At 37.4% G+C, this 17,583-nt stretch carries 8 protein-coding genes; 2 read left to right on the top strand and 6 right to left on the bottom strand.

Annotated features, from left to right (window positions below):
* Positions 1–20: 20 nt before the first annotated feature.
* Positions 21–3,065, bottom strand: a complete 3,045-nt coding sequence (locus ABID46_RS01540; RefSeq protein ID WP_354506171.1) for a SusC/RagA family TonB-linked outer membrane protein — start codon at positions 3,063–3,065, stop codon at positions 21–23.
* A 475-nt stretch (positions 3,066–3,540) separates the two neighbouring features.
* Between ABID46_RS01540 and ABID46_RS01535 the strand changes: the two genes are divergently transcribed.
* Positions 3,541–5,427, top strand: coding sequence for an ATP-binding cassette domain-containing protein (locus tag ABID46_RS01535; protein ID WP_354506167.1), 1,887 nt, complete (start codon positions 3,541–3,543; stop codon positions 5,425–5,427).
* On the opposite strand, the gene ABID46_RS01530 is transcribed toward ABID46_RS01535, so the two are convergent.
* From ABID46_RS01530 to gltX, 4 genes are all read right to left on the bottom strand, one after another.
* Positions 5,424–6,011 carry a Crp/Fnr family transcriptional regulator gene (locus tag ABID46_RS01530; RefSeq protein WP_354506164.1) on the bottom strand — a complete coding sequence of 196 codons (588 nt, stop codon included), beginning with the start codon at positions 6,009–6,011 and terminating at the stop codon, positions 5,424–5,426. The two genes, ABID46_RS01535 and ABID46_RS01530, sit on opposite strands and share 4 nt — an antisense overlap.
* A 231-nt stretch (positions 6,012–6,242) precedes the next feature.
* Positions 6,243–6,755, bottom strand: coding sequence for a DUF6973 domain-containing protein (locus ABID46_RS01525; protein ID WP_354506161.1), 513 nt, complete (start codon positions 6,753–6,755; stop codon positions 6,243–6,245).
* A 9-nt stretch (positions 6,756–6,764) separates the two neighbouring features.
* Positions 6,765–7,910 carry an AI-2E family transporter gene (locus tag ABID46_RS01520; protein ID WP_354506158.1) on the bottom strand — a complete coding sequence of 382 codons (1,146 nt, stop codon included), beginning with the start codon at positions 7,908–7,910 and terminating at the stop codon, positions 6,765–6,767.
* A gap of 68 nt (positions 7,911–7,978) precedes the next feature.
* Positions 7,979–9,487, bottom strand: coding sequence for a glutamate--tRNA ligase (gene gltX / locus ABID46_RS01515; RefSeq protein ID WP_354506155.1), 1,509 nt, complete (start codon positions 9,485–9,487; stop codon positions 7,979–7,981).
* A 117-nt stretch (positions 9,488–9,604) separates the two neighbouring features.
* On the opposite strand from gltX, the gene ABID46_RS01510 reads away from it, so the two are divergent.
* A complete protein-coding gene (locus ABID46_RS01510; RefSeq protein ID WP_354506152.1) occupies positions 9,605–10,135 on the top strand; it encodes a TlpA family protein disulfide reductase in 531 nt (176 codons plus the stop codon).
* 154 nt (positions 10,136–10,289) lie between these two features.
* Here the strand turns inward: ABID46_RS01510 and ABID46_RS01505 are convergent, their stop codons facing one another.
* Positions 10,290–17,330: a GEVED domain-containing protein gene (locus ABID46_RS01505; RefSeq protein WP_354506149.1), complete on the bottom strand. Its 7,041-nt coding sequence runs from the start codon at positions 17,328–17,330 to the stop codon at positions 10,290–10,292.
* Positions 17,331–17,583 lie beyond the last annotated feature (253 nt).

The raw sequence follows: 17,583 nt of genomic DNA, 5'->3' as shown, positions 1-17,583 counted from the left end.
TTGTTTTCTATTTATAAAGATTAGAAATCAACTTTAACTCCAAATACGAACTGTCTCAAGTTTGGCTGAGTCAAGTTGTATAAACCTAATTGCTCTATTCCGTAGAAATCTGGATCACTAGAAGAAGTTTCTGGATCAAACCATACATCATCATCAAATGCCCAAACTACCAAGTTGTATCCTTTTACATATACATACAATTTGTCTAATCCTACTTTATCCCCTAAGATGTTTTTACCAAAAGTATATCCTAATTCAGCAGATCTCCAACGGATGTTGTCAGCGTCATATAAATAACGAGTTGAGTTTGCAGAACTGTTTCCGTTTCCTCCATAGATAGCTTGTGGTAAAGTTGCAGAACCAGCATTTTCTGGAGTCCAAGCACCATTAGCCCAAGCTTCTCTTGTGTTCATGTAACCAAAAGCACCATCTCCGTTGTACACAAATCCCCAGTAATCGTATACTGAGTGTCCACCAGCATAAGAGAATTGAGAGCTCAAAGAGAATCCTTTGTAGTTCAATGAAGTTGACAAACCTGCAGTGTGAACTGGTAAAGCTTGCTCTCCTGTAAAAGCTTGTTGAACTCTTGAATAGTCAGAAGTAATTTCTGATTTTGTTCCGTCTGTATACCACTGAGCTTCTCCAGTTTCTTGGTTAACACCTGCCCACAATCTTGTATAGAATTCAGTTGGGTTGTGTCCGTTTTGCCAAGCTTTAACACCGTTTCTTACTGCTAAGTTTCCGTTGTTCAAGTTTTTGATTTTAGAATCATTGTATGCATAGTTACCAGACAATGACCATTCGAAATCTTCTGTTCTAACAGGTACTACAGTCAAGGAAGCTTCAATACCTCTTGATTGCATATCCCCATCGTTTGTCCAGTAAGAAGTAAATCCAGAAGAAGAAGCATTCGTTGCTTTCGTGTACAATAAATCTTTTACATTTTTCTCGTAAACATCAACTGTAGCTCTAATTCTGTTTTGGAACAATCCTAAATCCAAACCAACGTTGATTTGTTCAGAAGTTTCCCATTTCAAGTTAGAATCACCTAATTGAGTGATTGCTCCAGCAGCTTGACCTAAGTAAGCTCCGTTTGTAGCTTTGAATAATTTCAAAGAAGCATAGTTTCCGATTTCAGCGTTACCAACTGTACCATAAGATCCTCTTAATTTCAATTCGTTAACAGCAGAATTTTCTAAGAAGTTTTCTTTGTGTACGTTCCATGCAGCACCAACACCCCAGAAAGTTCCCCATCTGTTTCCAGCACCGAAACGAGATGAACCATCACGACGAATGTTCGCTGTTACAGAGTAACGATCATCGAAGTTATACGCCATACGTCCAAAATATGAAACGAATGAATAATCTGCACCTGCAGAAGTAGCTCCATAAGGATTTACTGCGTTATCCAATGTTGGGTTTGTGTTACCCGCTGCATAACCTCTTGCTTCAGCAATTGTATAACTTGTATTGTATTTGATTGCTTCAGTTCCCGCAGTCAAAGTTAAATTGTGAACATCGTTAAATGTTTTCATATAACGCAAAGCGTTAGTCCAGTTCCAAGTTGAAAAGTTTCTAGCAGAAGACAATCCATATCCTTTTCCTAGTGGATTTTCTCCAGCACCATCTCCAAAATCAGGATTCCAATACAACAACTCATCGTAGAAGTTGTAATCAACACCAAAACGAGATTCGAAATTCAAATCTTTCGTGATATCATAATCTCCTGATAAGTTTGCTACAACTTTGTAGAAATCAGAATTAGAAACGTTTCTTGCCTGTAAAGCAACTGGGTTGAATTCTGGATTGATAAATGCTAAATTCAAGTTGTGAGATCCATCAGCATTGAATACATTTTGAGTTGGAGACATCAAATAGCTAGCAAAAATAGGGTTTGAGAAAGAAGATCCATCTGTAGGTCCTTTTTGATTTGCTTTGCTTAAATTGATGTTGAAATCAATGTTCATTTTTTCGTTTACATCCCAACCAGCGCTTAAATAACCAGCAATACGGTCATATCTTGCGTCAGAAGCAATACCATCTTGCGTATTGTAGCTTAAGGAAGTAAAGATTCTTGTAGACTCAGAACCTCCTGAATAGTTCAATACATACTTTTGAGATCCAATAGAATTATGTCTTACAGCTTTTCTCCAGTCTGTATTAGAAACACCATCCCATCCTAAATCATTCACTGCATATGCATACGCATCTTCTGCAGACCATCCCGTATAGTTTTGTAAAGTTTGAGCATAGAAATTTGTATGCCCTTGAGCATCTAACCAATCATTTTTCTCATACGCAACATCACCAAATCCAAATTCAGTATTGAATGAGAATTTACCTTTTCCTTTAACACCTTTTTTCAAGGTTACCAAGATTACACCATTTGCACCACGAGATCCATACAATGAAGTTCCAACCGCATCTTTCAATACAGTGACAGATTCAATTGTAGAAGGGTCAATGTTTGCCAATGGATTCGTTGTAGCAGCGATGCTAGACAAATCGTTTGTAACCATTGGAACACCATTCACAACAACCAAAGGCATTGTATTACCTGTCAAAGACGTAACCCCTCTTACGAAAATTGGAGATGCTGCACCTGGTTGTCCAGAAGCTGCACCAATACTCAAACCAGCAACCTGACCTTGTAAAGCTTGATCAAAAGAAACTGATCCTACTTTTTCAATGTCATCTGATTTTACAGTTACGTATGAACCTGTTTTTTGCTCATCAGATTCAGCAATACCATAACCCAAAATAACTACTTCATCCAACAAAGTTGAGTTGAAGCTCAACACACCCATGTCGTTTTTGGTTACTTTGAAATCGACCAACATACCCATCATGTCTGTGATCGTTAACACATCTCCGATTTGAGCATCAATTTCGAATGCTCCGTTTTCATCAGTGTAAGAAACCGTTTCAGTACCTTGTACTTTTACTTCGGCATCGCTCACTGCAAATCCATCTTGGTCATTCACTGTCCCTTTTACCTGCGCATCCACAAATTGGAAGAATGCAAATAAAAAGAGGAAGCTTAACAACACATTTTTAGTCCTCATAAAATTTTTATTTAACAAATTAGACTCACAAAGCAAAAAAACATCTGCTGAATTCTCTTGTATAATCTTAACGAATTCGTAAATTGAGTAGTAAATAAGTCGCGAAATGTTAACTACTCACATTCTACTTATGCGAACTGAAACTTTTTGTAATAAAGGCTTTCAGCTATTTTACAAAAAATTTAACTTTATCTAATCGTTATCAAAATCTTAAGTAAATGAATCTATTCTCAAGGATTAAAAATCTTAGTTAGAAAGAATGAGTAATAGATAAGTAAGGAAATTTATGGTCATGTATTTTTTTTCAAATTTCTTTGTGGTCATAATTAAAGGCAGGTAAAAAATTTAATGTTTTAAAAATAAATAACCTCATGTACTGCTTTTATTATAACATTATCAACATAGAAGGAAGGGCAATTGTCCTTCCTTTTTTTATTTATTTTAATTTCGTGCAATATCCGATTATTTTTGCAAAATGTTATTAGTTCAAAATTTAGGCGTTCATTTCGCAGGAAGTTATTTATTTGACAATGTTTCGTTTCGAATCAACAAAGGAAATCGTGTTGGTTTAGCGGGAAAAAACGGAGCAGGAAAGTCAACATTATTGAAAATTTTAGCCAAACAACAAGATTCAGACGAAGGCGATGTAGTCCATGAAGGAGAAGTTAGCGTAGGTTATTTAACCCAAGACATCGACTTTGAAAAAGGAAGAACCGTTTGGGAAGAAGCCGGACGAGCCTTTGAACAATTAAACGAAATTCAAGCAAAAATAGATTTCACCAATCAGCAATTGACCGAAAGAACCGATTATGAAAGTGATTCGTATGCACAGTTAATTGAAGATATCACGGTTTTAACCGATCGTTTTTCCATTTTGGGCGGATATACCAAAGATGCTGAAATGGAACAAATCCTAATTGGATTGGGATTCAAAACAGAAGATTTTCATCGTCAAACTGAGGAATTCTCTGGCGGCTGGCGCATGCGAATTGAATTGGCGAAATTATTACTTCAAAAACACGATGTTTTATTGCTCGATGAGCCTACCAACCATTTGGACATCGATTCCATTCTTTGGTTAGAGGAATTTTTACAAGACTATCCAGGAGCAGTTGTATTGGTTTCGCACGACAAACAATTTTTGGACACTGTAACCAATCGTACATTGGAAATTGCCAATAAACAAGTGCATGATTACAAAGCCAATTATTCCAAATACATAGAATTGCGTCAAGAAAGACGTGAAAAGATGGAACAAGCTCAAAAAAATCAAGAGCAACACATCAAACATACCCAACAATTGATCGAGAAATTCCGTGCCAAAGCGTCCAAAGCGGCAACAGCACAATCTTTGATTAAGAAATTGGATAAATTGGAACGAATTGAAGTCGAAAACGAGGACGTTCACAAAATGAACATCCGTTTTGCTTCAGCAGTGATTCCAGGAAAAATCATTTTCGAATTGGACAATGTTGGAAAAGCCTATGGGGATAAAAAGATCTTTGATGGGGTTTCCTTCTACGTCAATCGAGGAGAAAAGATTGCATTTGTGGGCCAAAACGGACAAGGTAAGACCACTTTGGCGCGCGTGATGGTAGATGGACTAGAACATACTGGAACAATCAAATTAGGGCATAATGTTGAAGTCGGATATTTTGCTCAAAATCAAGCTGATGTTTTGAATGAAAAATGGACTGTTTTGGAAGAAGCAGAATATGCTGCTACTGAGGAAACGAGAAAAATTGTTCGAGATATTTTGGGTGCTTTCTTGTTTAGTGGAGAAACCGTTGAGAAAAAGGTTTCCGTTTTATCGGGAGGTGAACGAAACCGTCTGGCATTGGCGAAGCTATTGTTAAAGCCTTTCAATGTCTTGGTAATGGACGAACCTACCAACCACTTAGACATTCAGTCCAAGGAAATTTTGAAAAGGGCTTTGCAAAATTTTGACGGAACATTGATTTTGGTATCGCATGACCGTGAATTCTTGGACGGATTGGCCAATAAGGTCTTTGAGTTCCGAGATGGAGAAGTGAAAGAGTTTTTAGGTGGAATCAACGACTATTTGGCTGAACGTAAAGCTAAAGGATTTAGAGAAATCGAAAAAGTTGAGCCAGAACGCGTTACAACTCCTATTGTAGAGAAAGTGCAACTTTCACAAGACGAAATAAAAGAACAAAAGCGAATTAAAAACAAACTCAGTAAGATTGAGGAAGAAATTGCCTTAGTGGAATCTAAAATTGCTGATTTGGAAAAGAAATTTGAATCAACTCCTTCACAAGATGATCTCAAACTTTACGAAAACTCCAAAAACAAATTGGAGGAATTGATGATGGAATGGGAAGAATTAATGGTTCAACTTTAATTACGTTTAAAGATCCGTTTTCTAATCTTACTCAACGCCTGCGGAGTTACACCAATATAAGACGCAATGTGCTTCAATGGAACATCCATGATTTCTTTTGGGTAATGATCCAAAAGGTATTGATAGCGTTCATCTGGAGAATCAGATAAGAGCGAAATTTCTCGTTTGGTTTTGTTGATATACAAGAGTTCAACTGCATGGCGCCCTACTTCATTGCCAAAATCAGTTTTTCGGTAAATGGATTGGATGGATGCATAACTAATCCGAAAGATTTCAACATCACTTAAGCATTCAACCGTATATCGAACGGGTTTTTGGGTAATAAACGAATCATAGGCACTAAAAAACCATCCAGAAAAGACCAAACTAAAAGTTATTTCCTTCACATCATCCTTTTTTTCTTTGGCTATAAAACAACGAATGATTCCCGATTCGATAAAATACAAATACTCTTCTATCTGTCCCTTTTCCAGTAAAATATCTCCCTTTTTATAGCGTACGGGATCATGTAAGGACAAATATTCTTGTATTTCATCTTCTGCTGCATCAGACATTTTTCTGAGCAATTGCGCAATTCTCTCCATTAGAAAGCATTAGATTTAAAAACTAAGTTTAGTAAGGTAGTATTTGAGAGTTTGCTCCTTTTCAGCACTAATTTACTAAATTTTACGAAATGAATCTAAATTCAGTTTTATTCCTAAAATTGCTCCTATTTTTGAACAAACTTACTAATCAAGCAAAATCCTATACGACGACTTACTTTTCCCTAAACAAGAAAATACTTAAACCCCAACTATAGGGTTTTGCTGATTTTTTTATCCCTTGGATTTATTTTCTAGATAATAAACCATCTCATTGGGATGATTTGCAAATTCCGATTCATCCGTTAAACCCACTCCAGATTTAGATTTCTCCTTCAAGAATTGCATCATTTCCTTGGTTGTCTTCATGTCTTTGGCGCGTAATTCAAGGTAAACTTCACGCCCAATTCGGTTGTTATGCAAATCCATCTGGTTATCAAAAGCTTCATTGGGAAAGCATTCTTCATGCATGTCGGTGATGAATTTCGCCCATTCCACAGCTTTTTGCTCGTTGGTATAAAAGGAAGCATTTTTAGCAATCAGAAGATTCCATGCAGCATGTCTAAATGCATTGGCAATGCCTCTACCACCATGGGCTTCATAAAAGTAGTTTTCTGAATATACGATGGATTGTATCGTAGCCCAAGCCGTTGGTAAAATCAATTGTGGTTTGGAAAGCAAGGCGCGAACCATTTTCCAAGTCAGATTGACGGTTAAGTTTTTAAGTGTGGAGAAAATTTTTTTCACATACCAAAATTAATCATTCTCTCCTATTTCCTTAGGCTCCTCAGCTTCTATTTCTTTTTTCTTTTTACGCTGTTTTTGAATTTGTTTATCGGTCAAAATATAGGAATCGTCGGGCTCGCTTAATAAAAACCCATAGGCTTTTGTTTCAGGAATGGAATCAAATACAACCTTTAAAATGGCCATTAATGGAAGCGCTAGAATCATCCCAGCAATTCCGAACAACATTCCACCTAAGAAGAAGGATAAAAGCGATACCAACGGATTTAAATTGGCTTTTCCACCCACCACTTTTGGAGTAATGAAGTTTCCTTCCAAAGTTTGAACTGCTTGAAACCATAAAATCACTCCTGCCGCGTACCAAGCACTATCTTTGGTTGCCAAAGCAAACAAAGCAGGTACCAAAGATCCAATGAAGATTCCGATGTACGGAAAAATCGTCAGCAAGGCGGCCAAAACGCCAAAGAACCAAGCGTAATCAATTCCTAGAATCATCAAACCAATCGTATTCAATGCAGCAACAATTCCCATTACGGTAAGTAATCCGACCAAGTAATTTTGCAAAACGTCATAAATTTTGGACAATACGTTTTCAATTTCTTCTTTGGGTGTACTTGAGAATACGCGGAAGAAAAATTCCTTGAAAAATTCGCGGTAATACAAGAAAAAGAAAATCATCAAAGGAACCAAAATCCCAAAGGATAATGAGTTTCCGATGGAATTGATGATGGAAGTTACATATCCACCAATACTGGAAGCACTGTTGGCCAATTCTGCTTCTGCTCTATTTACCAATTCATTTTGAGACATATTGAATTTATCGGACGTCCATTCCAAAATTCGAATACCCAAAGATTTGATTTTGTTGACAATATCTGAAGCGTCCTGCCCTATATTAATGGTCTGTGAAATGATTAAATACCCAATTCCAACAAAGAATATGATGAGAATAAGCAAAGTAAATATGGATGCCATCGCGCGATTGATCCCCCATTTTTCCAAGCGTTCTGCTATGGGTAGCATCAATACAGAGAAAATAATCGAAAATAAGATTGGGATAATGATGCTTTGTAAGGTGTAACAAATCAACACAATCAATACAAGCATCAACAAATTGGAAGCAATTTTGATACTCCTTTCGCGGTAGAGTTCCTTCATTTCACAGCAGTTAGTATCTAAAGATAGTTCTTTTGAATCTAAATTTTAAGATGTAATTAGAATCTTATTTATCCCAATGTTAGAATGATGTTTTTCAATCGAGCAATAACCTCATCTTTTCCAAGCAATTCCATAATCACAGGAACATCTGGACCTTGAAGACTTCCAACCATCGCCAAACGAACAGGCATCATCAATTTTCCAAATCCGATTTCTTTGGTTTGAACAAAATTCTGAACGACATCATGTATCGGTTCATGTGTGAAATTCTCTAAGGATTCCAAGGATTGAATGAATTCACCCAATAAGCTTGCGGAATCTTCTTTCCATGCCTTTCCAACCGCTTTTTCATCATAGGAACTTGGCGCTTGGTAGAAAAATTTCCCTTGTTGAACGATTTCTCGAATGAAGTTGGCGCGTTCTTTCAATAATTCGACAATTTTTGCATCAAAATCATTGTTGGCAGTAATTCCTTCTTTGGCTAATTCCGCTTGAAAAACCGGTAGAATTTCCTCGGTTGATTTTTGTTGAATATATTGATGATTGAACCAAATCGTTTTTTCTGGATTGAATCTCGCGCCCGATTTGCTTACTTTTTCCAGGTTGAATTGAGCAATCAATTCGTCCATGGTAAAGATTTCTTGTTCGGTTCCAGGATTCCAACCAAGCAAAGCCAACATATTGACCAAGGCATCTGGCAAATAGCCTTCTTCGCGGTAACCTTTTGCCGTTCCTTCTTCGGTAATCCACTCCAATGGGAAAACAGGAAAGCCGTGTTTGTCGCCATCGCGCTTGCTCAACTTTCCTTTTCCTTCTGGTTTCAAAATCAAAGGTAAGTGGGCAAATCTTGGTGCCGTCCATCCAAATGCTTTGTACAATAATTCGTGTAAAGGCATTGAAGGTAACCATTCTTCACCACGGATTACATGCGTAATTTCCATCAAACGGTCATCCACAATATTGGCCAAATGGTAAGTTGGCATTCCGTCTGATTTGAACAAAACTTTATCATCCAAGGTATTGGTATCGATGGAAATTTTCCCACGAATCAAATCGTCCAATAAAATGGTTTCATTTTCAGGAATTTTGAATCGGATGACATAAGGTTGTCCCGATTCGATTTTCGCCTGAACCTCATCGGCTGACAATTTCAAAGAATTGTTCAGTTGATCGCGGTTTTGCGAATTATAAATAAAGGTTTGACCTTTGGCTTCTGCTTCTGCACGGAATTGATCTAATTCTTCTGGGGTATCAAATGCATAATATCCGTTTCCAGAATCGATTAATTCTTGTGCATATTTCGCATAAATTTCTTTTCTTTCTGATTGTCTGTAGGGTTCATGCGGACCTCCAAACCCAACTCCTTCGTCGGGCGTTAATCCTAACCATTTCAAAGATTCGATGATGTAATTTTCTGCTCCTTCTACGTACCTATTTTGGTCGGTATCTTCAATTCGTAACAAGAATTTTCCGCCATGGTGTTTGGCAAATAAATAATTGTACAAAGCGGTGCGAACCCCGCCAATATGCAGAGGTCCAGTGGGACTCGGAGCAAATCGAACTCTTACTTCAGACATTTTTCTCAAATTTTATGCGAAGATAGGAACTTTGAAGCCTTTGGATAAAACTTTGACGGAAGAATTTTGGCGAAGTTTTTGTAATTTGGATGGTTCAAATCATTAGATAAATAGAATATGAAAAATTGGTTTTTGGGCATTGCCTCTTTGTTTATGGGGATGCAATTGATGGCGCAAGAGGTTCCAACCGAAATGAAAACGGAATTTGATGAAGTTTCCTTAAGTCAAGAAATGGTAGATTTAGAAGGAAACCCAACGACTGTTGGTCAAGTTTTAGAAGCACACAAAGGAAAAATAATTTTTGTGGACTTATGGGCTTCTTGGTGTCCAGATTGTATCAAAGGATTGCCAAAATTAGAAGAAGTTCAAAAAGAATATCCAGAATTGGTGTATCTATTTTTGTCTCTTGATCGTAAGGAAGATGCTTGGAAAAAGTCCATCGATAAATTCAACATGAAAGGTGAACATTATTGGTTCAACACCGAATGGAAAAATAAGTTTACAGAATACATTGGGTTGAATTGGATCCCTCGTTATATGTTGATTGATCAGGAAGGAAAGATTGCGCATTATTATGCGATTCATGCGGATGATGCGGTCATGATGGAGGCTTTAATTGAATTGCTTCAAATTCCAGCGGAAGAATAAAACTATCTAAATAATAATAAATGCCTCGCTTAGCGGGGCATTTTTTTTGAACAAAACTTTTGTTCAACATTGATTTGCGAAACTTTGTTGGAAAGTTATCTAAAATAAAAAGCCCCGATTTCTCGGGGCTATTACTATTTATGAAAATCAAAGGTTATTTACTTCCTTTTTTAATGATTTTAAAGGTTTCCACTTGACCTCCTTCTAATGTCACTCGGAATACGTACGTACCTGGTGTCAATGTCGAAACATTTACTTGACCGTTCGCAACTTTTCCGTTTGCCATTACAAACTGACCTGCTAGGTTGAATACTTCTACTTTCTCAACTCCTTTTGATGATGTGATACTCAATACATCATCTACTGGATTTGGATAGTAAGCAAATTTCGCTCCTGACATGTCAGACAAGCCTAAAGTAGCACATTCTCCATCGATGATCATGTCTCCTTCTACATTGGCTCCTGAATCTGCTACGAATAATTCGAAGGTTGCTCCTCCGTTCGCAGACTGATACGTCGGCAATGTATCGGTGTACACATAATCAGATGATACCCAGAATACTGGATTTCCTGATCCTGTTGGCGCTCCTGAAATACCCACCCAGTATTTTTTGTCTGCGGTTGCAGTTGCTGGGAAAATAATGGTAGTCGGTAAAGTAATTTCTACTGAATACACTGGATAACCTGTCGAACCAAATGTTCCATTTTCTGTTATCGAAGATGGAGTGATTCCTGTTAATGTTTCTCCAAATTGTGCTCCTACAGCAGTTTCTCCTTCGAAGAACATCATATCAAATGTGGTTGGTTCTCCACCTAAGGTTACTACGTTGATGGTGAATTTCTCCACTTCAAACTGAGTATTTGCCAATACATTGAAATCATTTGCTGCCATGTAGTTGCTAGTTCCGTTGTTTACGAATCCTACTCCATTGGTTGCAATTCCTTCATGAATTGGTGCACATGGATCGTATGGTGGTGGTGGAACGATTTCTCCACATTGAACCATTCTATCAACCCAATTCATAGAAGCTAAACAGTCATCATTTTCATGCGTATAGTAACGGATGGTTTCTGTAGCCGTAGCCGTCCAAGTTACAGAACCTGTTCCAGTTGTATAGGCTACTAATCCGTCTTGATCTGCAATCGTGATGAATGCTGTTGCAACATCAGTTGAGAAAATATATTCGGTTCCTGCTGTTACATTTACCAATGAATATTCTCCAAACCATCCCCAATCACCGCCTGTGATACTTTCTGGAATTCCATAACATGATGGTGTGTAAGCTGTTGATGGATAAGCTCCATTTTCTGCTTCTAAACATCCTTCTGTTGGCTCTTCTTCATCTAAGTCTTCACAACTTACATCCAACACATAGTTTCCGGTATTGGAGCCCCATCCTTCTACCATGATGTAGTAGGTTGATGTACCATCTGATTCAAAAGTCAATTCTGAACGACTTCCACACTCATCATCATTGAATGCGATTTCTGTTGCCAACGTACAATCTGTGAAAACTCTTAATACAGTATCAAATTCTGAATCACATAATGACAAGGTAACGTTTTGCGCTACTCCAGTTCCTGTGAATGTATAGAATACATCTCCTGCAGAGTTTCCTCCAGAGTTGGTTGCAGTCACAGTAGAACCTGTTACGCTATCTCCACAAGCGACTGCTATTGCGTTTGCACAATCGTCGTTTGCTGGTGGTGGAACAATCTCACCACAGGTGATGTAGCGATAAATTTCACTATAAGAATAATCACAATCTTCATTTAAATGTGTAATAAAACGATATACTCCAGTCGTAGCAGGCGTCCATGTTACTGAACCAGTACCATAGGCTAAAACTGTATCTCCCGCTTCATTGGCAATCGTAATGAAAGTTGTATCAACATTGGTTGAGAAAACATATTCCGTACCCGCGGTTAATTGAACGCGAGAATATTCACCTGTAAACCCTTCATCTGTTACAACATATGGAATTCCTGTACAAGCTGGTTCAACTAAATAAGTTGGCCAATAATCATTAGGCGTGTCCAAACATCCTGGTTCTTGAACTTCCTCACAAACACCTGCTACAAAGAATACGGCTTGTACCCCATTATATGGAGTATGCCAATTATTTCCTCCATCTGTTGAGATTTTAAGGAATTCTTCATGAGTTCCAGTTGAAGTATACTCCCAATAAACATTTGAATTATCAGCATTTTGAATATTTGCAGATAACCAATATCTACCTTCTTCCAATACAATTGGAGTTGCCAAATCAAAGGTTAATTCATGGATATCAAATCCATAACGATTTCCAATAATTCGAGATGAACTTGGAGCCATAGAAATTGATTCATGAACTGAAGCAGGTAATCCTGCATTGTCCAAACGGATGTCTAAGTTAGCAAGAGTAATATTTGCATAAGAGAACACGTTCATACGAATTTGTTGTAAACTAAAGGTTTCTCCCGCAGCAACTACAAAGTCATCCGCTGTTGTACTCATTTGACCAACAGGAGTTCCATCCTCAAAACCATTGGAGTTCAACCCATCTCCTTGGAAACAAGGGAAGTCTGGAACGGTGATTTCGATTGGCGCATCTTCACAAAGACCCGCAACAAAGAATACGGCTTGTTGTGTATATTCTGACCAAACAGTTCCACCCACATCACTCACTTGAATGGTTGACCCAGAAGATCCTGTGGTTGTAAACTCCCAATATACTGAAGTGTTTGTTTGGTTGGTAGCCAAAGGACTTAACCAATGTTTTCCAGCTTCTAAGACAACAGGAGTCGCCAAATCAAAGGTTAGTTCGTATTGCTGCAAGGTTTGATTAAACGCACCTAATAAACGACTAGAGGTTGGCGTCATCGTGATGGTTTCTACGATGTCTCCTGGTTGATTGGATATTGAATTTTCTCTGAAATAGAAAGTCATATTATTAACTTCTGTAGCAGATAAAACATTCATTCTGATTTGTTGAACAGTGAAAATTTCACCTATTGGAACGTTGATATCATCTGCAGTTCTGAAGTTTCCACTGATGCCATATCCGTTTTCTAAGTTAGACTCTAAACCATCTCCTTGATAACATGGGAAGTCTGGAACCGTGATTTCGATTGGTTCTTCTACATCTTCACAAACTCCTGCAATAAAGAAAACCGATTGTAAATTTAAATTGTACCAGGAGTTTCCATGGTTTTGGCTAACATAATTTGTCATACCATTTGTTCCAGATGTAGTCGTTTCCCAATAGACAGATGTATTTTCAGCATTTTGAGCCGATACACTTAACCAATATCGGCCTTCTGTAAATTCGATAAAATTGGCTAAATCATAATGAACTTCATGAATTGAATAACCATGATTTGTCCCAATGATTCTTGAATAAGAAGGCGCCATTGTGACCGATTCTATAACTGTACCCGGTTGATCATTGTTATTGGAAAGAAAGTCAAAAGTTGTAGAAACAATTTCGCTATTGGAATAAAGGAATAATCGAATTTGCTGAACATCAAATGTTTGACCAGTGCTAACGACAAAATCATCTGCTTTTCTATAATTACCAAAAACAGCATGTCCTTCTTCAAAACCGTTTGGATTCAAAACATCTCCCTGGAAACAAGGTAAGTCTGGTTCGGTGATTTCGATTGGTTCATCCACATCTTCACAAACACCTGAGATGAAGAATACGGCTTGAAAAATACCACCATACACAGTATACCAAGTACTACCTGAATTGTCACTTCCCATTGTTGGATTTCCAAGAGAACCAGTAGTAGTCATTTCCCAATAAACTTCTGAATTTACGTTATTGGTAAGCGTTGGTACTAACCAATATGTTCCTTCTTCTAATTCAATTGGAGTAGCAAGATCAAAGGTTACTTCGTGCATATCAAACCCATAACTCTCTCCAATAATACGAGAGAAAGATGGAGCCATTGAAAAGTTTGCCACCTCTGCTCCTGGAACTCCTGAAGCATCTGTTCGAATGGAGAAGCTACCATTAGTAACTAAATAGTCAGAGAATACGTTCAATCGAACTTGTTGAACATTGAAAGTTTCACCTGTTGAAACGACAAAGTCATCTGCAATCAAATAAGAGGTGTTAAAAATTCCAAGTCCATTTTCAAAATTATTGGAATTCAATCCATCTCCTTGGTAACAAGGGAAGTCTGGAACAGTGATTTCAATTGTTTCTTCTACTTCTTCACAAACACCTGAGATGAAGAATACGGCTTGATAAATTCCGTTTGATATTACATTCCAACTCTCAGAGCCACTAGCACTTTCCATCACTGGATTTCCATTTGAACCTGTAGTGGTTACTTCCCAAAAAATTCCATTATTGGATACATTTGTCAATGTTGGAACTAACCAATAGGTTCCTTCTGAAAGTTCAATTGGTGTTGATAAATCAAAGGTTACCTCATGAATATCGTAATCATATACTGAATTAGAACCTATAATACGCGATGAAGATGGAGTGCCGCTAAATGTATGAATTACATCTCCAGGACTATTATTTGTGTTTTCTCTGATTGCAAAAGTACCATTGGTAATATTAGAATTAGAGTATACGTTCATTCTTATTTGCTGAACAGTAAATGTTTCTCCTGTTGCGACTGTAAAATCGTCTGCAGTAGCCCAATAAGCTCCATAAATGTCATAACCATATTCAAAGTTATTTGAATTCAACCCATCTCCTTGGAAACATGGGAAGTCTGGTTCGGTGATCACAGGAATTGTTCCACACTGAACATAGCGCTGAACAACATTTCCATCACCTGTACAATCTTCGTCATTATGGGTATAGAAACGGATAACTCCTGTTTCAGGAGCAGTCCAAGTAACAGAACCTGACCCATAGGCTAAAACTGTTGTACCGTTTTCATCTCCAATGGTGATGAAATCCGTTGAACTTGATACAGAGAATATATATTCTGTTCCTTGATTAACAGCTATTTTTGAATAGGATCCATAAATAACATTTGGAATATGGAATGGTTCACCATAACAAGGAGACTCCACGGTAGTATTTGGACTTTGAGTCGTTCCTTCTAAACAACCTGGATCATTTGGTTCAACAATGTTAAGGGTATAATCTTCTGTTTCACCATAATATAGGGAAGAATCACAAGCCATATCCCATGTCGCATATATTGGGCTATCACCGATAACACGAACACGCATTCTATAATTTCCAGGTGCTACAGTTTCTGGAATACTAATGTTTCCTGTTACAACACTATTTGAACCTGTTCCAATAAAAGTAAATTCGTCCCAATCAAATTGGAAATTGTTGTTGTAATCTATCCAAACAGAAACAGCTTCTTCTACCCAACCACCTCCAACAGAAACACTGATAGAATGTGATTGACCTGCCTCTGCTGTTGCAATCATAGAGGTATAATCTCCATATCCATTGGTGCTACATCCAGTTGGGTTGTTAATTTCTTTGAAACTCACATTGGTAATCATGTCACCACCTCCACAAAATAATATAGGCTCGCAATAAGATGGGTCGTCATTCGCAATGATTGAAATGGTATAATCTTCTGTTTCACCATATTCTTGTGAAGAATCACAAGCCATAGACCAACTTGCGTTTCCACCAACATCAGCCGCAACTCTCACACGCATTCTATAATTTCCAGGTGCTACATCATCTGGAATACTAATACTTCCTATTACAACACTACCTGAACCTGTTCCGATATAGGTAAATTCATTTGAATCAAATTGGAAATTGTTGTTGTAATCAATCCAAACTGATACAGATTCATAATCCCATCCACCTCCAACAGTTACACTGATTGGATGAGATACTCCAGCTTCTGCTGTTGCAACCATAGACGTGAAATCACCATATCCATTTGGACTACAGCCTGTTGTGTTGTAGATTTCTTTGAAACTTACATTGCTAATTAAATCACCATCAGAACAAATTAGTAAAGGTTCACAATATTCTTCTTCTTCGTCTTCAGATGCTAAATCAACAGAAATATTGTCTAATACTAATACGTATCTATCGGCAGGCGAATAAGCATGAAACCCAAAATAATATACTCCAGTAGACGGAACTGTAAATACAATATTGGCTGTTGCCGGTGATGTATTGACAATATTCGGATAATCTGCTAAAACGGTGTTCATAGCTCCTATTGAGGCAGATGATCCCATCGCAACTTTCATACTTTCAGGAAAATCACTACTACCATAATTAGCATATTGATAGGATATTTTATAGGTATTACCTGCTGTTAAGTTAATTCCTTTTGTAAAGAACCAAGTATTTCCATTATTTGTGCTATGATATTGATATGCTAAATGTCCCGAAGTAAACGGTGAATTAACATCATTACTATGAAACCATCGAGTACTTGGTGTTACGTGTTCTACTTTGGTACAATCTGGTGTTCCTAAAGGATAGGTTCCATTAAAGTCTTCTGTATAAGGAATACTAACCGCATTACACGCACCTGTATCGGAACAATTACCTCCAACATAAAATACATAATCTTCAAAATAGCCAAACCAATTACCTGAGTTTCCATAAACAGAACCTCCATTGGAAAAGGACATGGTGGTTTCCCAATAAATTACGCCTCCTACACTATCGGTACCCGCAACTGCAACCCAATATCTACCTGCATTTAACATTAAAGAATTGGATAAATTATATTGAACGTCAAAAAGTGAAAAGTCCCCACCCAATGTACCCAAAAGAGTTGTCTCATTTGGAGCAGCATTGATGGAAAGAAGTTCATTACTAGGCATCCCGTAACTATCATTGAATATTTTGATAGACAGTGTGCTTATGTCATTTGTAGTAACAAGAGCCAAATTCAATTGTTTCAACTCGAAAGTTTTTCCAGCAGGAACAATAAAGCTACTAGCGCTAAAATTTACTCCATTTAATTCATATGCATCTTCGAAATAATTAGGAATCCCTCCTTCCCCGAAATAACAATTTTGGGTAGGCGGATTCAAGAAATCTGCGCCAGCAAAGTTGAAATTATTCCCTTGTAGAAAATTCCCCAAAGGGGTCCAATCCATCATAAATGGATTTAGTTCAATGCTCGACCAATTTGTCTCGACATTTTTTGAAAATGATCGAATCTTACTTTCGGCCGAAACATGGGTTAGACCCGCAAGTCCCCAGACGACTGAAAGAAGAAAAATCAATAAACTTTTTTTCATTTACTAAAATTTTACTTGAGTTAATTGGTGGCTAAAATAAAAGATTGAATCCTCTAATAAAAGATTGTTAACGATTATACAATTCTATTTCAATATTTTAAGCGACACTCTAATTTTCGATTTTATAAATTCAACGTCGGACAAGAATGTCCCCTTGACTACCCATAGGTATAGTTGTCCGTAAAGCGGACAAAATATTTCCCTCAAAATGACATACTTACTTCAATTTTACCCGGGTAGTGACTGGGCTAAT

This window comes from Moheibacter stercoris, assembly GCF_040545805.1.
Lineage (GTDB): Bacteria > Bacteroidota > Bacteroidia > Flavobacteriales > Weeksellaceae > Moheibacter > Moheibacter stercoris.
The sequence above is the reverse complement of the archived record's forward strand: the minus strand, read 5'-3'. Positions and strand labels throughout refer to the sequence as shown.